The sequence below is a fragment of the Alcaligenes aquatilis genome, assembly GCF_003076515.1.
In the GTDB taxonomy this organism is placed as follows: domain Bacteria; phylum Pseudomonadota; class Gammaproteobacteria; order Burkholderiales; family Burkholderiaceae_B; genus Alcaligenes; species Alcaligenes aquatilis.
Genome location: NZ_CP022390.1, coordinates 1,210,783 through 1,230,360, shown reverse-complemented (window position 1 = coordinate 1,230,360; position 19,578 = coordinate 1,210,783). Strand labels below are relative to the sequence as shown.

General features: G+C 55.4%; 16 protein-coding genes and 1 tRNA gene. 12 read left to right on the top strand and 5 right to left on the bottom strand.

Features of this window, described 5'->3' with window-relative positions; genetic code table 11:
- Positions 1-6: 6 nt before the first annotated feature.
- Both xth and CA948_RS05690 read right to left on the bottom strand, forming a co-directional pair.
- Complete coding sequence (gene xth / locus CA948_RS05695; protein WP_094196869.1) at positions 7-789, bottom strand: exodeoxyribonuclease III; 783 nt, start codon at positions 787-789, stop codon at positions 7-9.
- A 564-nt stretch (positions 790-1,353) separates the two neighbouring features.
- Positions 1,354-1,427 (bottom strand) — tRNA-Cys (locus CA948_RS05690).
- Between the two features lie 165 nt (positions 1,428-1,592).
- On the opposite strand from CA948_RS05690, the gene CA948_RS05685 reads away from it, so the two are divergent.
- Positions 1,593-3,860 carry an arginine/lysine/ornithine decarboxylase gene (locus tag CA948_RS05685; protein ID WP_094196868.1) on the top strand — a complete coding sequence of 756 codons (2,268 nt, stop codon included), beginning with the start codon at positions 1,593-1,595 and terminating at the stop codon, positions 3,858-3,860.
- 190 nt (positions 3,861-4,050) lie between these two features.
- Here the strand turns inward: CA948_RS05685 and CA948_RS05680 are convergent, their stop codons facing one another.
- Positions 4,051-4,944 carry a LysR family transcriptional regulator gene (locus CA948_RS05680; protein WP_108727550.1) on the bottom strand — a complete coding sequence of 298 codons (894 nt, stop codon included), beginning with the start codon at positions 4,942-4,944 and terminating at the stop codon, positions 4,051-4,053.
- Here CA948_RS05680 and CA948_RS17595 point away from each other — a divergent pair.
- Together CA948_RS17595 and CA948_RS17590 are read left to right on the top strand one after the other, a co-directional pair.
- Positions 4,939-5,100 (top strand): hypothetical protein, encoded by a 162-nt coding sequence (locus tag CA948_RS17595; RefSeq protein ID WP_159086123.1) that lies wholly within the window; start codon positions 4,939-4,941, stop codon positions 5,098-5,100. The two genes, CA948_RS05680 and CA948_RS17595, sit on opposite strands and share 6 nt — an antisense overlap.
- A 130-nt stretch (positions 5,101-5,230) precedes the next feature.
- Positions 5,231-5,371, top strand: a complete 141-nt coding sequence (locus CA948_RS17590; protein ID WP_159063934.1) for a hypothetical protein — start codon at positions 5,231-5,233, stop codon at positions 5,369-5,371.
- A gap of 69 nt (positions 5,372-5,440) precedes the next feature.
- Here the strand turns inward: CA948_RS17590 and CA948_RS05675 are convergent, their stop codons facing one another.
- Both CA948_RS05675 and CA948_RS05670 read right to left on the bottom strand, forming a co-directional pair.
- Complete coding sequence (locus tag CA948_RS05675) at positions 5,441-6,226, bottom strand: isocitrate lyase/PEP mutase family protein (RefSeq protein WP_108727549.1); 786 nt, start codon at positions 6,224-6,226, stop codon at positions 5,441-5,443.
- A gap of 61 nt (positions 6,227-6,287) precedes the next feature.
- Positions 6,288-6,749 carry a universal stress protein gene (locus tag CA948_RS05670; protein ID WP_009457090.1) on the bottom strand — a complete coding sequence of 154 codons (462 nt, stop codon included), beginning with the start codon at positions 6,747-6,749 and terminating at the stop codon, positions 6,288-6,290.
- Positions 6,750-6,941: 192 nt separating this feature from the next.
- Here CA948_RS05670 and CA948_RS05665 point away from each other — a divergent pair, with 192 nt between their 5' ends.
- The 9 genes from CA948_RS05665 to CA948_RS05625 all read left to right on the top strand — a co-directional run bounded on the left by CA948_RS05665 (position 6,942) and on the right by CA948_RS05625 (position 19,536).
- Positions 6,942-8,123, top strand: a complete 1,182-nt coding sequence (locus tag CA948_RS05665) for an acetyl-CoA C-acyltransferase family protein (RefSeq protein ID WP_094196865.1) — start codon at positions 6,942-6,944, stop codon at positions 8,121-8,123.
- 248 nt (positions 8,124-8,371) lie between these two features.
- On the top strand, positions 8,372-9,544 hold the full coding sequence (gene bktB, locus CA948_RS05660; protein WP_108727548.1) for a beta-ketothiolase BktB: 1,173 nt from the start codon (positions 8,372-8,374) through the stop codon (positions 9,542-9,544).
- A 182-nt stretch (positions 9,545-9,726) separates the two neighbouring features.
- Positions 9,727-10,488 (top strand): class I SAM-dependent methyltransferase, encoded by a 762-nt coding sequence (locus CA948_RS05655; RefSeq protein WP_094196863.1) that lies wholly within the window; start codon positions 9,727-9,729, stop codon positions 10,486-10,488.
- 97 nt (positions 10,489-10,585) lie between these two features.
- Positions 10,586-11,554, top strand: a complete 969-nt coding sequence (locus CA948_RS05650) for an ABC transporter substrate-binding protein (protein ID WP_094196862.1) — start codon at positions 10,586-10,588, stop codon at positions 11,552-11,554.
- A 79-nt stretch (positions 11,555-11,633) separates the two neighbouring features.
- Positions 11,634-12,530 carry an ABC transporter permease gene (locus CA948_RS05645; RefSeq protein ID WP_094196861.1) on the top strand — a complete coding sequence of 299 codons (897 nt, stop codon included), beginning with the start codon at positions 11,634-11,636 and terminating at the stop codon, positions 12,528-12,530.
- On the top strand, positions 12,530-13,324 hold the full coding sequence (locus CA948_RS05640) for an ABC transporter ATP-binding protein (protein WP_108727547.1): 795 nt from the start codon (positions 12,530-12,532) through the stop codon (positions 13,322-13,324). The genes CA948_RS05645 and CA948_RS05640 overlap by 1 nt, the downstream gene beginning before the upstream one ends.
- 307 nt (positions 13,325-13,631) lie before the next feature.
- Positions 13,632-14,873, top strand: coding sequence for an efflux RND transporter periplasmic adaptor subunit (locus CA948_RS05635; RefSeq protein ID WP_094196859.1), 1,242 nt, complete (start codon positions 13,632-13,634; stop codon positions 14,871-14,873).
- A 5-nt stretch (positions 14,874-14,878) separates the two neighbouring features.
- The gene (locus CA948_RS05630; protein ID WP_108727546.1) at positions 14,879-18,073 is read left to right on the top strand and encodes an efflux RND transporter permease subunit; all 3,195 of its coding nucleotides are present in this window, start codon (positions 14,879-14,881) and stop codon (positions 18,071-18,073) included.
- On the top strand, positions 18,073-19,536 hold the full coding sequence (locus CA948_RS05625) for an efflux transporter outer membrane subunit (RefSeq protein ID WP_108727545.1): 1,464 nt from the start codon (positions 18,073-18,075) through the stop codon (positions 19,534-19,536). Before CA948_RS05630 ends, CA948_RS05625 begins: the two co-directional genes overlap by 1 nt.
- Positions 19,537-19,578: the final 42 nt, after the last annotated feature.

Below are 19,578 nucleotides of genomic sequence, written 5' to 3'. Positions count from 1 at the left end.
GCTATGTCAGGTAAAGGACAGAGTAGCGGTAACAGGTGCATGATCCGAGGGCTGTTCATTGGCACGCGGTTCGCGGTCAATGTCGCAGGCTGAGCAACGGGTTTTCAAGGCATCGGACAACAAGGCATGGTCAATGCGTAAACCGGCGTCGCGGCGGAATGCAAAACGACGATAGTCCCACCAGGTAAACGGGCTGCCGCTCTGCTCAAACAGGCGATAGGCGTCATGCAAGCCCAGTGCCAGCAAGCGCTCGAAGGCGGCCCGCTCGGGCGGGGAGACCAGAACATCATCGGCCCACTTGGCAGGGTCGTGAACGTCCTGGTCAGCTGGGGCAATATTATAGTCGCCCAGGATGGCCAGACGGGGATACTGCTGCAATTCTTTTTCCAACCAGTCGTGCAGGGCGGCGAACCATTCCAGCTTGTAGCTGTACTTTTCGCTCTCGAGCGACTGCCCGTTGGGGCAGTAGGCACAAATCACGCGGACCGGGCCGTCAGGCGATGGGTAGGTGGCGGCCAGCAGACGTTGCTGCGGGTCTTCGTAATTGGGCAGATTGCGCTGCACATCCGTGCCCGGCTCGCGGGAAATCAGGGCGACGCCGTTATAGGTTTTTTGACCCGCCCAGTGAGCGTGATATCCCATTTCCTGAAAAGCCTCCAAAGGAAAACGCTCGTCGGGCAGTTTGAGCTCTTGCAGACAAAGCACGTCTACGGGGTTGGCGGCCAGCCAGTCCAGAACTTGAGGAAGACGGACGTTCAGGGAGTTCACGTTCCAGGTGGTGAGTTTCATGGTGTCAGACAATCTAAATAAAGCAGAGGAAGCCGCTGGAGCGGAGCTTTGTCGGTAGAGGTGGTGCAGAGGCGGCCATCAGCGTGTCGGAAACGGGCAAGAGGGCGTTTAGCGTGCGCGAATGCCGCCATCATATCAGCGCTAGCCAGGGACTGGTTTTAAAGCCAGCGAGGCGATGGGGATGAAATTGACCGCTCGACTTGATCTTTGTTCTAGGTCGTAGTGAAAAACAGACACTCTCGGACAAGAAATTTACCCTCAAACCGTCTGCATGTAACAGCTACAAAGTCAGGGTTCAAGACCTGAATGCCGTTGTGGGCAGATTGATGTTTTTAGGGCACTAAAAAGAGGGTTTTTTGCGTAGATCACGCGCCTGCTTGTGTTAAATTGCAGGCCAAGTTGGAACGGTGGGCCAAAAACGATGGAAGTGCTTGGCCGCAGCGCGTGATGCAAGGATTTGCCGTGCAGGAAAAGGGAATAAAAAAATCGCCGTAATGGCGACTTTTTCTGTGTGATCAAAACCGGAAAGAAGGCCAGTTTTGTCTGTCTTGAATGCAAGCAAGATGGAGGCGTGTGCTGGAATCGAACCAACCTGAACGGATTTGCAGTCCGTCACATAGCCAATCTGTCACCACGCCTTTTGTTTTGTCCTGGGACATGTAGAATTATGCCCAAGGACGTAGGGAAAAGCAAGTGTCAAATGACGGGACGTGAAAATCGGTACGATCTGCTGCACGAAAGCGACTGGCGTCCCTCCCTTTTTTTGCCGCCCCTGCGGCGCTCCCTTGTATTAAGGACATGGCATGCAATATCAATTCCCCATTGTGATTATCGATGAGGATTTTCGTTCTGAAAATGCGTCTGGTCTGAGCATTCGTGTATTAGCAGATGCGATCGAGGCTGAAGGTTTCGAGGTGTTGGGAACCACCAGTTATGGCGATTTGAGTCAATTTGCCCAGCAGCAAAGTCGTGCCAGCGCGTTTATTTTGTCCATCGATGATGAGGAGTTCACGCAAGATGGAGACAGCGCCCCGGCGCTGGTCAATTTGCGTGCCTTTATTCGGGCTGTGCGTCGTCGCAATACCGATGTGCCCATTTATGTCTATGGCGAGACCAAAACAGCTCGTCATATGCCAAACGATATCTTGCGCGAGCTGCAGGGCGTCATTCACATGTTCGAGGACACGCCCGAGTTTGTGGCGCGCCACATCGTGCGTGAAGCGCGCAGCTATGTGGAAGGCGTCAAGCCCCCGTTTCTGAAAGCCTTGCTCGACTACGCCGAAGATGGTTCCTATTCCTGGCACTGTCCCGGTCACTCCGGCGGTGTGGCCTTTCTGAAAAGCCCGGTCGGGCAGATTTTCCACCAGTTCTTTGGTGAGAACATGCTGCGTGCCGACGTGTGTAATGCCGTCGAAGAGCTGGGTCAATTGCTGGACCACAACGGGGCCATTGGTGCCAGTGAACGCAATGCCGCGCGTATTTTCAACGCGGATCACTGCTTTTTCGTCACCAATGGCACCAGCACCAGCAACAAGATTGTCTGGCATCACGCTGTGGCTCCCGGCGATGTGGTGGTCGTGGATCGCAATTGCCACAAATCCATCCTGCACAGCATCGTGATGACCGGTGCCATTCCCGTGTTCCTGCGTCCTACGCGCAACCACTTCGGGATTATTGGCCCGATTGCACGCAGTGAATTTGATATCGAGACCATTCGCGAGAAGATCCGCAAGCACCCCTTGCTCTCGCACCTGGATGCCGACACGGTTAAACCCCGCGTGTTGACGCTGACCCAGTCCACTTACGACGGCATTATTTACGACACTCAGGAGATCAAGAATGCCGTGGACGGTTACGTGGAAGTGCTGCACTTTGACGAGGCCTGGATTCCGCATGCGGCTTTCCATCCTTTCTACGGTCAGTTCCATGCCATGGGCAAGAACCGTCCGCGTCCACAAGAAACCATGGTGTTCTCCACCCAGTCCACCCACAAGCTGCTGGCCGGCTTGAGCCAAGCCAGCCATGTATTGGCACAGGACTCGGTAACCCGTAGTTTGGATCGCCATTTGTTTAATGAAGCCTATCTGATGCATACCAGCACCAGCCCGCAGTATGCGATTATTGCGTCCTGCGATGTGGCCGCTGCCATGATGGAGCCGCCCGGTGGACGTGTGCTGGTTGAAGAAAGCATTATTGAGGCGTTGGACTTTCGCCGCGCCATGCGCAAGGTCGAGTCGCAGTTTGATGAGGACGACTGGTGGTTCAAGGTATGGGGCCCGCCAACCCTGGCCGAGGACGGGGTGGGGCAGCCCGAAGACTGGATTATTACGGATGATGTTGAGCACAGTGAGTGGCACGGCTTTGGCCCGCTGGCTGATGGCTTCAATATGCTGGATCCGATCAAGGCGACGATTGTCACCCCCGGTCTGGATCTGACGGGCACGTTTGGTGAAACCGGTATTCCAGCCTCTATCGTGACCAAGTTCCTGGCGCAGCGTGGCGTGATCGTGGAGAAGATTGGCCTGTACAGCTTCTTTATCATGTTCACCATCGGCATTACCAAAGGCCGTTGGAATTCCCTGGTGACGGCCTTGCAGCAGTTCAAGGACGATTACGACCGTAACTTGCCTGTCTGGCGTGTTCTGCCTCAGTTCGCGCGTCAGTATCCTTGCTACGAAGAAATGGGCTTGCGCGATTTGTGTCAGCACGTGCACCAGTTGTACGCCAAGCACGACATTGCCCGTCTGATGACCGATATGTATCTGTCGGATGTGGTGCCTGTCATGCGTCCGGCTGATGCCTTTGCCTGCATTGCGCAGCGTCGTACTGAACGGGTCGAGATTGATCAGCTGGAAGGTCGCGTGACGACCAACCTGATCACTCCTTACCCGCCCGGTATTCCGCTCTTGATTCCGGGTGAAGCTTTCAACAAGACGATTGTGGATTTCCTGAAGTTCTCGCGTGAACTGCACCGCCAGTGTCCCGGCTTTGGTACGGATATCCACGGTTTTGTGGAAGAGGTCGATGCCTCGGGTCAGAAGCGTTACTACGTGGATTGCGTGGCGCAGTAAAACAGTTTTCTATCCAAGGCCGGGGCTGGGCATCGGTCTTTGGCTAGGGCTGTAAAGCAAGCGGGCCTGGTGATGGACCTTCAAGATTTTGGAAAACATCCAGATTTGAAGCGTCTTTGATCAGGCCCGGTTTTTATGGGCGGTTTGCCTGCGACCAATTCTTGTGACAGGTTCTTGTTGCAGCGTTTCGCTATAGACTCTGGGCCGTGCGCAAAGCACATTCCAGCAAACGCGAGGTCAGGATTTGTGGGTCGCGGTCTGCCCGCAAAATCGCGACAACCCGGCGGTGCAGGCTCGGTTGCTCGATTGGGTATTTGTGCAGATTGTGCTCGTGCAGCAGGCTGTCGGGAATGCGACTGGGCAAGATACAGTCTCCCAATCCTGAGGCGACCAGTCGTAACATGGCGTCGATGGTTTCGACTTCCGCCACAAATTCAGGGTGCAAGCCGCTGCTATGAATCATTCGGCGCAGGGCGTAGTGAGGCGGAAACCCGATCAGGCGCAAGGCCTGGTGGTTTAAGTCTGCATTTGGAAATGGCTCCTGTTTGGCGGAGATACGGCACATTTGGTCGTCAAATAAAGTGTGCGAGACCAAGCCTCCACAGTCCACTGCCGAGTCGTATACAAAACCGACATCGGCCTTGCCGTTTGCCACCAACGCCACCACTTCGGGCGAGCTGCGCCCCAATAAGGATAAATTCACGGCCGGGTGTGAGCTCATGAAAGCAGCTGCCACATCGGACATGAAGTAGTAGCTCAATGTGTGTACAGTGGCCAGCCTTACTGTGCCTGAATTGACGCCATGGTCTTGGCGCATTGCATGGATGGCGCCGTCAATACGACTGTAAGCGGGTTCAATGGCCTGGCGCAGTAGCTCGCCTGCGTCATTCAGGCTGACTCCGCGTCCGGTGCGGGTAAACAGGACCTGTCCCAGGCTTTGTTCCAATGTGTTTAATTGTTTGCTCAGGCTGGATTGGCTTTGTCCCAGATCATCAGCCGCTTTGCTGACCGAACCCAGTTGCGCGATGCGTAAAAAGCATCGCAAGGAACGATCCAGATTGTCGATGGAGCGGAAATCATGCATGCCATTGTCTCTTTATTGTTTTACTTAAATGCGCGAAAAGTGAGTTTTTACTGGGGGCCTTGGGTTGGGATGGGGAGTGGTGTTTGCAGACCAGTTATTTTGACTGGAATTGCCTATGAAAAAGCCCCGTTTTTAATTGCCTTTATTTTGTTCTAACATCGCCTAATTTGCATCCATAATGCACTCATATTATTAAAAAATTGATTTGTGGTCTAATCATTGATATAATAAAGAAATCGGGGCACTAAGGGCAGTGCCCCCTGGCGATATTGAGCAGGAGTTATTCGTGAGCAAATCGAAACCAGTACGTCGTAAACAGGCCTTTGAGGTTGAGCCCCTGAATTGGGTGGCTCCCAAGAAAGCAGTTGTAGAAACCGATCAGGAAGCCAAGGTGGACGCGTCCAGCGACCAGGCTCAGGACAACTAAGTTCTGACTGTAGGTGTAAAAAGCGCAAGCCATGGTGCTTGCGCTTTTTTTATGCCTGCCGGTTTGGCACTAAGACCAGCGGCGATGGGCCTGGGTAGGGGGCAGATGTCCTTGCTCCAGCAACTGTCGGCTGGCCTGTTCAAAGCAATTCCAGGTGGCCAAGGCCAGTTGTGAGCCGGTGCTGACACGGCGTACGCCAATGGCTGCCAAATCAGGCACGTTCAGCCCCGGATGAATCAGCAGCACATTCACGGGTGTCGGTGCCAGTGCCTGAACTACGTGGGCAATATCGTCCAGCTCGCGTAAACCGGGGGCGTAGACCACATCGGCACCGGCCTGGGCAAAGGCTTGCAGCCGGGCTATGGTTTGCTCCAGATCCAGCGCGCCAATCAGCATGCCTTCGCTGCGTCCCACTAGTAGAACGTCCTCAGCACTGCTGCAAATGGCTTGCTTGGCCGCCTGGATGCGGGCCACGGCCAGATCCAGTTCGTACAGCTCGTTGCCTTGGCGATCTTCGATGGACAAACCTGCAATGCCGGTATCAATGGCCAGACGGACGTTTTCTGCGACCTGTTTCGGCTCATCGGCAAAACCGTTTTCAAAGTCGGCATTGAGCGGCAGGTTTGTGCTGGCCGCCAGTTGCCGCAAATGTGCCAGCAGGGCATCGCGGCCCACTTCAAAATCTTCCAGGCCGTTTGACCAGGCAAAAGCGGCGCTGCTGCTGGCAATCGCCTGAGCACCCAAACGTTCCAAGCGTTTGGCTCCCCCTATGTCCCAAGGGTTGGGCAAAACCAGTAAGCCGCTTTTATGCAAGGCTCGAAAACGGCGGCGTTTGTCCTGTGTGCTGATTGTCATGCCGAACTCCTGAGAACAAAAAACGCAAACCGAAGTTTGCGTTTTAATGCCTGGCCACGTTCTATTTTTTCTTGGCTTTCTTGCGGATAACCAGGACGGGGATTTCCGAGTAGGTCAGGACATGCTGTGTTTCGCTGCCCAAGAGCAGACGCTTGTAGCCCTTGCGGCCATGCGAGGACATGACGATCAGGTCGGCTTTCTGTTTTTCAGCGGTAGAGATAATGGCATCGGCCACCAGTTCTGATTTCACCACCAGGCCTTTGACTGAAACGCCAATATCTTTCCCGGCTTGTTTGACGGCAGCCAATTCGGATTGCGCGTGCTCTACCCAGGAGGCTTCGATACGGCTATCCAGCTTCTGGTCAATAATGGGGCCGCCTTCCAGATAGCTTTGTCGATAGCGCGGAATGACGCGCAGAGCCAGCAATTTGGCGCCGCTGGTCTTGGCCAGATTCAGTGCATGGGTGACGGCGTGGGCGGACAGTTCTGAGCCGTCGGTACATACCAGGATACGCTCGTACATGAGGGGGAATCCTATAAAAAGGGTTATCAAGAACGTGTCTTGTGGGTAAGGTATCAAACCATACTGCGAATTACGGTCTTTGTGTCTGCTTTACGGTTTTCCATGGCAGCCGTGTATATTCGAGTGGACGTTTTGTCAGCTTGGCTTTTTTATGCTGGTTATCATATCCCAAAGGGATTGAGGGAGATTCATATGAAAGAAGTAGTGGTAGTCCAGGCATGCCGTACCGCGATTGGTGATTTTGGTGGTGGGTTAAAGAATGTGTCGCCAATCGAGATGGGAGCCACGGTGTTGCGCGCGGTACTGGACAGAAGTGGCGTATCAGCGGCAGACGTCCAGCATGTCGTGATGGGGCAGGTCATTCAGACCGAGCCGCGTGATATGTACTTGTCGCGTGTGGCCTCGGTGCAGGCTGGGGTGGGGCATGGAACACCGGCCATGAACGTTAACCGTTTATGCGGCTCGGGCCTGCAGGCTATTGTGTCGGCCGCGCAGGGCATTTTGCTCGGTGATGCCAAGGTGGCCTTGGCAGGTGGTGCAGAAAGCATGAGCCGTGCTCCTTATATGTCCAGCGCACATCGCTGGGGCGCTCGCATGGGCGACTCGGTCATGATGGACATGATGACCGGCGCGCTGACGGATCCCTTTGATCGCGTTCATATGGGTATTACGGCTGAAAACGTAGCTCGCCAATACGGCGTAACCCGTGCCGATCAGGACGAGCTGGCACTGGAATCGCACCAGCGTGCGCGTCGCGCAATCGAACAAGGCTACTTTAAAGAGCAGATCGTACCCATCATCCAGAAAAGCCGTAAGGGCGAGATCGTGTTTGATCAGGACGAACACGTACGCCTGGATGCCACGATGGAGAACTTTACCGGTTTGAAGCCCGTGTTCCTGCCCGACGGTGGCAGTGTGACGGCGGGCAATGCCTCCGGTCTGAATGACGGTGCGGCCGCTGTTTTGTTGATGTGTGCCGAAGAGGCGCGTCAACGTGGTCTGAAGCCATTGGCCAAACTCGTGTCTTGGGGCCATGCCGGTGTCGATCCCAGCATCATGGGCATTGGCCCTGTGCCCGCAACCCGTGTGGCGTTGGAACGTGCCGGTTTGAGCGTGTCGGACCTGGATGTGATCGAGTCCAACGAAGCTTTCGCCGCCCAGGCTTGCGCGGTGGTACGTGAGTTGGGCTTGGACCCGGCGCGCGTCAATCCCAATGGCAGTGGTATTAGCCTGGGCCACCCTATTGGGGCGACCGGCGCGGCCATTACCGTCAAGGCTTTGCATGAATTGCAGCGCGTTCAGGGTCGTTACGCGCTGGTCACCATGTGTATTGGGGGCGGCCAAGGCATTGCGGCAATTTTCGAACGCTCTTGAGCTTGTTGATTGTCCCTCTCTAAGCCTCGTTTAGAGAGCAAGAAAGCCGGAAGTGGTACTAAACCACTTGCCGGCTTTTTTTGCGGCACATAACAGTAAATCTTACAAAACGCCGACCTGATTATTTGTTTTGTAGTGGCCCCTAAGCATCCGGCCAATTGCATCGAATTGTTTTAAAAATTATACGTGGCTTGTGTGGCTGAACACGGAGCCACTTTTTTCTCTCGTCAGAATAAAAGGAGGTTCGTATGCAAGAAGTCGTCCTGGTTCAGGCGTGTCGAACCGCGTTTGGTAACTTTGGTGGTTCGTTACGGAGTGTGCCCCCCGTTGAGATGGGCGCTGCTGTTATGCAGGAAGTGTTGGGCAGAAGCGGCATATCTGCCTCGGAGGTGGAGCAGGTGGTGATGGGGCAGGTGGTGCTGACCGAGCCCCAGGATATCTATTTGGCTCGGGCGGCCTCCATGAGGGTGGGGGTCGCTCATGAGGCTGTTGCGATGAGCGTGAATCGTTTATGTGCATCAGGTTTGCAGGCCATTATTTCGGCAGCGCAAGCGATCGTATTGGGTGAGGCCCAGGTGGCTTTGGCTGGCGGTGTTGAAAGCACCAGTCGAATACCGTATATGGCGACCTCCCAGCGTTGGGGGAGCCGCATGGGTAATGTGGCCTTGGTGGATGTTTTGTCGGAAATTTTTATCAGCCCTTTGACTCGGGAGCATGTGGGGGTGACGGGGGAGAATGTCGCCAGAAAGTACGGTGTGTCTCGTTGTGAACAGGATCAGTTGGCCCTGGAGTCGCATCGTCGAGCGGCGCGTGCCATTGAAAGCGGATACTTTAAAGAGCAGATCGTTCCGATGGTGGCACACGAGGGGACCGTCTTCGAGCAAGATGAGCATGTCCGGCATGATGGGAGCCTGGAGCAGCTTGCCGCCTTGAAGCCTATTTTCCAGAGCGACGGGGGAACGGTGACGGCTGGCAACATTCTGGGTTTAGCGGACGCGGCGGCGGTGGTGCTGATGATGGAAGAGGGGCAGGCGTGTCGTCAAGGCTTGAAACCCATGGGCAAGCTGCGCTCATGGGCGCATGCGGGCGTGGATCCACAACTTGCGGGAATGGGGCCGGTGCCATCGACTCGCTTGGCGCTTAAGCGAGCGGGGCTGACAGTGGCCGATATTGATGTGATCGAGTCCAATGAGGCGTTTGCGGCACAGGTGTGCGCCGTTGCCAAAGAATTGGATTTTGATCCGGAACGTGTCAATCCGAATGGCGGCAGCATTAGTATGGGCCATCCTTTGGGGGCGACAGGGGCGGCACTCGTGGTCAAGGCTTTGCATGAGTTGCAGCGTATCCAGGGGCGGTATGCGCTGGTAACCATGTGTCATGGCGGCAGCGAAGGAGTGGCCCTAATTATCGAGCGCCAGTGAGCCGTTGCTCATCAAGTGATCGCTGTTATGATGGCGCCTTGCTAAAAAACGCCGGAAGGGGCGCAATGTCACCTTCCGGCGTTGTTTTCTCTGTCTGCAGGGTATGTCCAGGTTCAGATTGCTGAGGGAAAGTTGCTTCTGCCTGAACCGGGGTGTCTGACTGATTTGCAAGGAAGAGTTTCATGGCTGGTGAGCAGGGGGACGATAGTCCTACGTTGTCGGAAAGCGAGGGGATCCGTTATCTGCACTTTGGAACGGAATGGATTCAAGGTGCCATGCGCATTCGCAAGCCCGCTGAATTGGTCTTGGCCTATACACAACAAATGATGGCCTGGCTGTTGTTTACGCCAGACCCCAAGCCCGAACACAAGCTGGCCATTCTGGGCCTGGGGGCGGGATCCTTGTTGCGCTTCTGTCTGAAGCAGACCGACAGCCAGGTTCAGACGGTGGAATGGAACCCGTCTGTAATTGGGATGTGTCATGCCTTTTTCCGTTTGCCACGTAGCCCACGCTCCCTGATTGATCAGGCTGATGCCGGGGTCTGGGTGCAAGACAGCGATCAGCACGGCCAATATCGCGCCTTGATGGTGGATTTATACGACGCCCATGCCGAAGGCCCGGTGCGCGACAGTTTGGAGTTTTACCAGGATTGTCGTGCCATTCTGGATGACGAGGGCATTATGACCGTCAATCTTTTTGGTGCGCATCCCAGCTTCAAACACAATATTGACAATATTCGTGAAGCCTTCAATGGCAAAGTCTTATTGTTGCCCGAGATGGACGAGGGCAACCAAGTGGTTCTGGCCTTCAAGGGCAGCACACTGGAGATGACGGCCGGAGAGCTGCTCAATCGGGCCGAGCACGTGCAGGCCGATTATGGCTTGCCGGCCACGCGTTGGGCCAGGGAACTGTTGTCGTTTCGTCGACAGATGCTAGACCAGTAAAGTGTTGGGGCAGGGATTACCTCAAGGGGCAAAGTCCTGCTGTTCGCGTTAGACTTAACACCTAAAATTTTCGTTTTTGCATCTAAGGAGTAATTGGATGAAGCTGATCAGATCGGTGCATCAGGTGGCGGCCGCGTTGGCTTGTGTGGGATTGATGTCGGGCGCTGCAGTTCATGCGCAATCTGTATCGGTATCGTCGATTGTGGAACATCCGGCCTTGGACGCCATTAAGGATGGGGTACACAAAGCACTGACTGATGCCGGTTACAACGAAGCCTCGGGCTTCAAATGGCAGTTTCAGACCGCGCAGGGCAACCCTGCCATTGCTGCTCAAATTGCTCGCAAGTTCGTGGGCGACAAGGCTGACGTGATTGTGGCGATTTCCACGCCTTCGGCTCAGGCTGTCGTATCAGCAACCAAGACCATTCCTGTGGTGTACTCGGCGGTGACCGATCCCGTGGTGGCGCATCTGGTTCCCAGCATGGAGCCGTCCGGCACCAATGTGACGGGTGTGTCCGACGCTCTGGCATTGGAAGCCCAGGTGGATCTGATCAAGAAAATCGTTCCCGATGCCAAGCGTGTGGGTATGGTGTACAACCCCGGTGAAGCCAACTCGGCCGTGGTCGTCAAGGAAATGAAAGAGCTGTTGCCCAAGCATGGCATGACGCTGGTAGAAGCCACGGCTCCTCGTACCGTGGACGTGGGTGCGGCTGCCCGTAGTCTGGTGGGCAAGGTCGATGTGATCTACACCAATACTGATAACAACGTGGTGTCGGCATACGAATCCCTGGTCAAAGTCGGTAACGATGCCAAAGTACCCCTGATTGCCTCTGACACCGACAGTGTGGCCCGTGGCGCGATCGCGGCGTTGGGCGTGAACTACTACAACCTGGGCTTGCAAACCGGTCAACAAGTCATCCGTATTCTGAAGGGCGAAAAACCCGGCGATATGGCTTCCGAGACCAGCAGCAATCTGGAACTGTATGTCAATCCGGGCGCTGCCAAGCGCCAAGGCGTTTCGCTTAACGAGGACTTCGTGAAGTCCGCTACAAAAATCGTCGAATAAGCCTGAGCTGACTGCTTCTTGCAGGTGGGTTGCCACAAGCTGCCCGCCTGTTTCTTTTGTATCCTAGACGTCCAACAATATGTCTATTTATTCAATGTGGGGGGCCCTGGAGATTGGTCTGATTTTCGGACTGGTTGCTCTGGGTGTTCTGATTTCTTTTCGCATCTTGCGATTTCCTGACCTGACGGTCGATGGTAGTTTTCCTTTGGGTGGGGCGGTTGCCGCCATCCTGATCAGCCAGGGCAATGATCCTTTTCTGGCGACCGTGGTGGCAACGTTTGCCGGCGCCATTGCCGGAACCATTACCGGCTGGTTGAATGTCCGCCTGAAAATCATGGATCTGCTGGCCAGTATCCTGATGATGATCGCCTTGTATTCCATTAACTTGCGCATCATGGGTCGTCCCAATGTTCCTTTGATCATGGAACCGACGGTCTTTACGATCCTGCAGCCCGAAGCCATCGCTGACTATATTGCCCGTCCTTTGCTGCTGATTGGTTTGGTGATCATCGCCAAGCTGGCGCTGGACTGGTTCTTCGGTACACAAACGGGTCTGGCCATGCGTGCCACTGGTGCCAATGCCCGTATGGCTCGTGCGCAAGGCGTGGCAACCGGCAATATGCTTTTGCTGGGGATGGCGATTTCCAATGCGCTGGTCGCTTTGGCCGGTGCCTTGTTTGCTCAGTCGCAGGGTGGGGCGGATATTTCCATGGGTATTGGGACTATCGTGATTGGTCTGGCCGCCGTGATTGTGGGTGAAAGCATTTTGCCTGCTCGTAAACTGTTCTACGCCACCTTGGCCGTGGTGCTGGGCGCGATTCTGTACCGCTTCTTTATTGCTTTGGCCCTGAATGCCGATGTGATCGGCTTGAAAGCGCAGGACTTGAACCTGGTCACCGCCTTGTTGGTAACCGTGGCGCTGGTGATTCCATTGCTCAAGAAAAAGCGTGCTCGTAAACAGAAGGGGGCTCAGTAATGTTAGAAGCAAAAAACCTGTGCCTGACCTTTAACCCAGGCACGCCTATTGAAACCCGCGCCTTGCGCGGCTTGTCCCTGACCATTCCTGAAGGGCAGTTTGTGACCGTGATCGGCTCGAACGGCGCAGGCAAGTCTACTTTTCTGAATGCGATCTCGGGCGACCAGTCTGTCGATGATGGTCAAATCATGATCGACAACGTGGACGTGACTCGTCGCCCGGTCTGGGAACGTGCCAACTGGGTTGCCCGTGTGTTTCAGGATCCGATGGCTGGTACCTGTGAGGACCTGACCATTGAAGAAAATATGGCACTGGCGACGTGTCGTGGCAGTCGCCGCGGGTTGAGCCGTGCTGTGCGTCACTCCATGCGTGCTGAGTTTGCAGAGCGCCTGGAAACCTTGGGCCTGGGTCTGGAAAACCGTCTGACAGACCGTATCGGTTTGCTGTCTGGTGGTCAACGTCAGGCGGTCAGCTTGTTGATGGCCGCGTTGCGTCCTTCCAAGATATTGTTGCTGGATGAACATACTGCCGCCTTGGATCCACGTACAGCAGACTTCGTGTTGCAACTGACCAACCGTATTGTGCGCGAAGGTGGCCTGACCACCATGATGGTCACGCACAGTATGCGTCAGGCTCTGGATGTGGGCGACCGCACGGTGATGTTGCATCAAGGCAAGGTGGTGCTGGATGTTAGCGGTGAGCAGCGCCAAGGCCTGGATGTGCGTGATTTGCTGGAGATGTTTGAGAAGGTGCGGGGTGAAACACTAGCCGATGACAGTTTATTGCTAGGCTAGAAAGCACTATTCCGAATCTGGAAAACCGCGTCAACTCTAGGGGGTAAACGCGGTTTTTTTATATTAAAAAATCCCTAGGCATATGATAATACGTGTTCTTTTGGCGTAGGCGGACGACGGGGCAAGTGTAAGGGGGGAGCTGGCTAATCGTAGTCGCCAAACGATTGCAAGATCGGAATGCGTCTCATCGCAAATTTTCCTGTTTGATTTGGGCTTTTTCGACATATACTTGCTGCTTGTCCAAACCATACAATCCAGTCAGTTTAAGCGTTAAACTCCCATGCAACGCTTAGCTCAGGAGTTCTTCATGTCATTTCAAAGCTTGTTGGGTCGGCAGACTTTCCGTATTGCTGCCTTCTCTTCCTTGGTTCTTCTGGCCGCTTGCGGCAACAAAGAGCCTCAAGCTCCGGCCGGCGGGATGAAGGTCCCGGTCAGTGTGATTACCGTCCAACCGACCTCTACCGAGTTGTTCTCCGAGCTGCCTGGACGAGTCGAAGCCATCAAAGATGCACAAATCCGCGCCCGCGTGTCGGGAATCGTGGAAGAAATCAACTTTGAACAGGGCGCTGATGTCAAACAAGACCAGCTCTTGTTTACCATTGATCCTGCTCCTTACCGAGCTGTTCGCAATCAGGCCGCCGCCCAGTTGAAAAATGCGCAGGCGGAAGCGCAAAGTGCCAAGCAATTGGCCCAGCGCTATGAGCGTTTGATCAAGGAAAATGCGGTTTCGCGTCAGGATTACGATAATGCCAAGGCCCGTGCGATGCAGGCGGATGCGGCGATTGCTGCTGCGCAAGCCACGTTAGAGAGCGCCAATATTGATTTGGGCTACACCAAGATTGTGTCGCCGGTGTCAGGTCGTATTGGCAAATCCTTCGTAACCGAAGGTGCGCTGGTCTCGGCCGCCAACGCCACGCACATGGCAACCGTACAGCAACTGGATCGTGTCTATATTGATGTGACCCGTTCGACGGCAGAGCTGACTCAACTACGTCGCGCCATGGCCGATGGCACCTTGAAGTCAGCGGGTGAGGCCCAGGCCAAAGCCAAGGCTGTGCTGGAAGATGGCTCTTTGTACGATCAGGACGGTGTGCTGCTGTTTAGCGGTGTCAGCGTGGATCCTTCTACTTCGCAAGTGACCTTGCGTGCCGTGTTCCCGAACCCTGACGAGATCCTCTTGCCCGGTATGTACGTGCGCGTTCGTCTGGAACAAGGCGTGATTCCCGATGCCTTGTTGGTGCCCGCCCAGGCGGTTCAGTACACCTCGGATGGGGCCTCTAATATTTACGTAGTTCGTGAAGAGAAAGCCCAGTCCGTACCGGTTGTATTGGGACCTGAAAGCGATGGTCAGTATGTCGTGGAGAATGGCCTGCAAGCTGGAGACCAGATCATTGTCGAAGGCTTCCAGAAGATTCGTCCCGGTGCACCTGTCCAGACGATGCCTTGGAAGCAAGGCAACAAATCCGCCGCTGCACCTGCTCCTGATGCGGCCCCCGCACAGGAACCGGCCGCTGCGGCTGAGCCAAACGAAGCCAAGTCTAGCGAGTAAGCGACATGCCTCAGTTTTTTATTGAAAGGCCCATTTTTGCATGGGTCGTTGCCTTGGCGATCACGCTATTTGGCTTATTGGCTTTGCCCAATATGCCCGTAGCGCAGTATCCCGATGTGGCACCCCCTTCGGTCACCATCCGGGCGACCTACCCAGGTGCAACGGCGGAAGACGTTGCCAGCACGGTAGCCAGTGTGATCGAAGATCAACTGAACGGTGCCAAGGGGCTGCTGTACTACGAGTCCGTCAGTGATTCCTATGGTTCGACCGAAATCACCGCTACGTTCCGTCCTGGTACCAATCCTGACATGGCTCAGGTGGACGTCCAGAACCGGGTCAGCAACATTACCGCGTCCTTGCCGACAGCGGTGATGGAGCAGGGCCTGCACGTTGAGCAGTCCAGTACAGGCTTTCTGCAAGTGGTGACCTTGTCCTCCACGGATGGCAGCCTGGACCAGACGGCTCTGGCCGATTACATCGAACGTAATATTAAGAACACGATTTCCCGTGTCCCTGGTGTGGCTCGCTTCCAGTTGTTTGCGTCCGGTCGTGCCATGCGTGTGTGGCTGGATCCTGCCAAGCTGGTCGGTTACCAGATGAGCCCGGCAGACGTGACCAACGCCATTCGTCAGCAAAACATGCTGGTGTCTGCCGGTATTCTGGGTGGCCCACCGAATCAGGACAGTCAACGCGTGGCTGCGCCGATTACGGTTAACGGTCAGTTGGCAACCGTGGAAGAGTTTGAAAACATCATTCTGCGCTCGCAGGCCGATGGTTCGACCGTGCGTATCAAGGACGTGGCTCGAGTGGAAGTGGGGGCGGACAACTACCAGTTTGGTGCCCGTCTGAACAGCAAGCCGACAGCGGCCTTTGCAATCTCCTTATTGCCTGAAGCGAACGCGCTGGATACCGCGGCGGCGATTAAAGTCGAAATGGAGAAGTTGGCCGAGTTCTTCCCGGAAAACATTCGCTACGACATTCCTTACGACACCTCACCTTACGTGGACAAATCCATCACCCAGGTGGTTTACACCTTGCTGGAAGCCATGGTGCTGGTGTTCATCGTGATGTACGTGTTCCTGCAAAACGTGCGCTATACCCTGATCCCTGCACTGGTGGTGCCGGTGGCGATTCTCGGGGCCTTCGCGGTGATGCAGGTGCTGGGCATGTCCGTGAACGTGCTGACCATGTTCGCGATGGTGCTGGCCATTGGTATTTTGGTGGACGACGCGATCGTGGTGGTGGAGAACGTCGAACGTATCATGGTGGAAGACGGGCTCTCGCCTAAAGAGGCCACCAAGAAAGCCATGCCGCAAATTAGTGGCGCGATTGTGGGTATTACGCTGGTGCTGTCGGCCGTGTTCTTGCCGCTGGCATTCATGGCCGGTTCGGTGGGGGTGATTTACCGCCAGTTCTCGGTGGCCATGGCCGTGTCGATTGCCTTCTCGGGCTTTCTGGCACTGACCTTTACGCCTGCTCTGTGCGCGACCTTGTTGAAACCGATCCCCAAGGGGCATCACGAAACCAAGCGTGGCTTCTTTGGCTGGTTCAACCGTGTCTTTACGCGTACCACCAACGGCTACGAAAGCTTTATTGGCAAGACCCTGCGTCGTGGCGGTCGGATGATGTTCATCTATCTGATCATGGTGCTGGTGCTGGGCTTTTTGTACATGCGCATGCCAACCGCGTTCTTGCCCGAGGAAGATCAGGGTTACGTGATTGCCAATATCGAGCTGCCTGCCGGTTCGACTGCCAACCGTACGATTGAAACCATTACCAAGGTCGAGGATTACTTCAAAGAGCAGCCTCAGGTTGAAAACATCATCGCCGTTCAAGGTTTCAGCTTTAATGGTAGTGGTTTGAACTCGGCGATTGCCTTTGTGCCCTTGAAGGACTTCAACGAACGTAAAGGCGAGGAAAACTCGGCTCAAGCCATCTCCGGCAAAGCCATGGGGCAGTTGTTGTTCGGTTTGCCTGACTCCATGGTGATCGCGATTGTGCCACCCGCTATTTCTGCTCTGGGTAACTCCTCGGGTATCGATATGCGTCTGGAAGACCGTGGTGGCATGGGTCACGATGCCTTGATGGCTGCGGCCGATCAGTTGTTGGGTCTGGCCAAGCAAAGCCCTGTGTTTGATCCACAGAGCGTGCGTATCACAGGCTTGGGGCCTGGCAAGCAGATTCGTCTGGAAATTGACCGTGACAAGGCTGCTGCCTTGGGAGTGAACTTTAGCGAAGCGTCTGCCTTGATCAGTGGCGCTTTGGGTTCGTCCTTCGTGGGTAAATTTACCAACCAGGGCCGTGTGCAAAGTGTCTGGGTGCAAGCTGATGCGCCGTACCGCATGACCATTGAGGACGTGCTCAAGCTGAACGCTCGCAATAAGGAAGGCAAGATGGTTCCGCTGTCTGCCTTTGTGAACCAGACGACCGAACAAGGTCCGGTACAGATCGTGCGTTACAACAGCTACGAGTCTGTTCGTATCAGTGGCGGTCCCGCTCCAGGTTACACCTCGGGTGAAGCCATGATCGAGATGGAAAACCTGATGAAGCAATTGCCCAGCGGCTTTGGTGTGGACTGGACTGGCCTGTCCTACCAGGAGCGTCAGGCGGCGGGTCAGTCGGGTATCCTGATGGGCTTGGCTGTTTTGGTGGTGTTCATGCTGCTGGCTGCCTTGTATGAAAGCTGGGCGATCCCGCTGTCCGTGATGCTGGCCGTGCCACTGGGTATGCTCGGTTCGGTCTTGCTGGTGTCCGGTCTGGGGATGCCTAATGACGTGTACTTCCAGGTGGGTATCGTGACGGTGATCGGTCTGTCGGCCAAGAACGCAATTCTGATTGTGGAGTTTGCCAAGGATGCTTACGCCCGTGGCGCCACCTTGATCGATGCCACTTTGGAAGCCGCCCGTCTGCGTTTCCGTCCTATCTTGATGACCTCCTTCGCCTTTGTGCTGGGTGTGGTGCCTCTGGCTACCTCTACCGGTGCGGGTGCGGCCAGTCAGAACGCCGTGGGTCTGGGCGTGCTGGGCGGTATGTTGGCCGCTACGCCTTTGGCGGTCTTGATGGTGCCGACTTTCTTTGTCGTGATCCTCAAGCTCTTTAAAACCAAACCCCGTTTGTTTGGCGAAGCCGCCAAATTGCACGAGGAAGAACTGGCCAAGCAAGCTGCACAACCGGCCGGTTCGCAAGGAGGACAGCACTGATGTCTAGTATGTTTTTACGTAGTCCCTTGGTGCTGGCCGTGGCGTTTGCCTTGTCGGCTTGCTCCTTGGCACCGAAGTACGAGCGTCCTGATTCCCCTGTGCCTGCACAATTTCCTCTGGCCCAGCAGGGCCAGGCGGATGTGGCACAGGTCGCTGATCTGGGGTGGCGCGAATTCTTTACCGATGCGCGCCTGCATGCCCTGATCGAACAGGCCCTGGAAAACAACCGTGACTTGCGTATTGCCACCCAGCGTATTGAGGAAGCTCGTGCGCAGTATGGTGTGGCACGCAGTGATCAGTTGCCCAGCATTGGTGTACAGGCGGCCCAGCAGGCCACTCATACACCGGCTGAGTTGCGTCCTGCTGGCCCAAGCTCGGCGCCCGTGTCTCGTACGTATCAGGCCGGCGTCGGTATTACTGCTTTCGAGCTGGACTTCTTTGGCCGGGTGCGTGATTTGGCCCGTGCTGCTCGTGAACAGTACTTTGCCACCGAGCAGGCTCAGCGCACCGCCCATATTGCTTTGGTGGCGGGCACTGCTGAAGCCTACTTTAAGGTACGTGCAGCAGAAGAATTGCATGCTCTGATGAGCAACACCCTGCGTAGCCGTCAAGAGACATTGCGCCTGGTGCAATCCTCTTATGATGCCGGTACCGTGTCTGCGCTGGACCTGAATCAGGCCAAGGTGCAATACAACACCGTGCGTTCTGATATGCAGGCTGTTGAACGTGATCGCCAGCGGGCGCTCAATGCCTTGCAGGTCTTGTTAGGACGTGAAATTCCCCAGGATCTGCCTGCTGGCTTGCCGTTTACCCGTGCGCAGCTGATGCCTAGCTTGCCGGTGGGCCTGTCCGCAGAATTGCTGGAGCGTCGTCCCGACATTCTGGCCGCCGAGCACGTTTTACGTGGTTCCAACTACAGCATCGGTGCGGCACGCGCTGCTTTTTTCCCGCGTCTGAGCTTGACCGGCCTGTTGGGCTTCATGAGTCCCGAGCTGGGTGGCTTGTTCAGCTCGGGTAACCGTTACTGGCAGTTCCAGCCGCAAGTCACCATGCCGCTGTTGTCGGGCAGCACTTGGGCCAATCTGGATTTGGCCGAGGCTCGTCGTGATATTGCGATCAGCCAGTACGAAAAAACCATTCAGGTAGCTTTCCGTGAAGTGGCTGATGCTCTGGCGGGCGAAGCCACTTATGGTCAGCAGATCGATGCCTTGCAAGAGGTCGATCAGGCGGCCAGCGAAAGCTTGCGTTTGGCCAAGCTGCGTTACGAAGTGGGTATAGACAGCTTCCTGCAGGTACAAACGGCGGAAGTCAGCCTGTACGGTACGCGTCAGGCTTATATCCAAACTGGCTTGGCATCCTTGATGAACCGGGTCGAGTTGTACAAGGCCTTGGGGGGCGGCTGGACAGCCGAAACCATCCAGCCTGAAACAAAGACTCAGGCCGCTGGGACAGCACCGGAATAAACAGGCGATAATACGTCTAGTCATTCATCCCTGAAACTACGG

Coding starts and splice junctions, on each gene's coding strand:
- xth (WP_094196869.1), bottom strand. CDS start 789: ATGAAACTCACCACCTGGAACGTGAACTCCCTGAACGTCCGTCTTCCT.
- CA948_RS05685 (WP_094196868.1), top strand. CDS start 1,593: ATGCAATATCAATTCCCCATTGTGATTATCGATGAGGATTTTCGTTCT.
- CA948_RS17595 (WP_159086123.1), top strand. CDS start 4,939: ATGCATGCCATTGTCTCTTTATTGTTTTACTTAAATGCGCGAAAAGTG.
- CA948_RS05680 (WP_108727550.1), bottom strand. CDS start 4,944: ATGCATGATTTCCGCTCCATCGACAATCTGGATCGTTCCTTGCGATGC.
- CA948_RS05675 (WP_108727549.1), bottom strand. CDS start 6,226: ATGACAATCAGCACACAGGACAAACGCCGCCGTTTTCGAGCCTTGCAT.
- CA948_RS05670 (WP_009457090.1), bottom strand. CDS start 6,749: ATGTACGAGCGTATCCTGGTATGTACCGACGGCTCAGAACTGTCCGCC.
- CA948_RS05665 (WP_094196865.1), top strand. CDS start 6,942: ATGAAAGAAGTAGTGGTAGTCCAGGCATGCCGTACCGCGATTGGTGAT.
- bktB (WP_108727548.1), top strand. CDS start 8,372: ATGCAAGAAGTCGTCCTGGTTCAGGCGTGTCGAACCGCGTTTGGTAAC.
- CA948_RS05655 (WP_094196863.1), top strand. CDS start 9,727: ATGGCTGGTGAGCAGGGGGACGATAGTCCTACGTTGTCGGAAAGCGAG.
- CA948_RS05650 (WP_094196862.1), top strand. CDS start 10,586: ATGAAGCTGATCAGATCGGTGCATCAGGTGGCGGCCGCGTTGGCTTGT.
- CA948_RS05645 (WP_094196861.1), top strand. CDS start 11,634: ATGTCTATTTATTCAATGTGGGGGGCCCTGGAGATTGGTCTGATTTTC.
- CA948_RS05640 (WP_108727547.1), top strand. CDS start 12,530: ATGTTAGAAGCAAAAAACCTGTGCCTGACCTTTAACCCAGGCACGCCT.
- CA948_RS05635 (WP_094196859.1), top strand. CDS start 13,632: ATGTCATTTCAAAGCTTGTTGGGTCGGCAGACTTTCCGTATTGCTGCC.
- CA948_RS05630 (WP_108727546.1), top strand. CDS start 14,879: ATGCCTCAGTTTTTTATTGAAAGGCCCATTTTTGCATGGGTCGTTGCC.
- CA948_RS05625 (WP_108727545.1), top strand. CDS start 18,073: ATGTCTAGTATGTTTTTACGTAGTCCCTTGGTGCTGGCCGTGGCGTTT.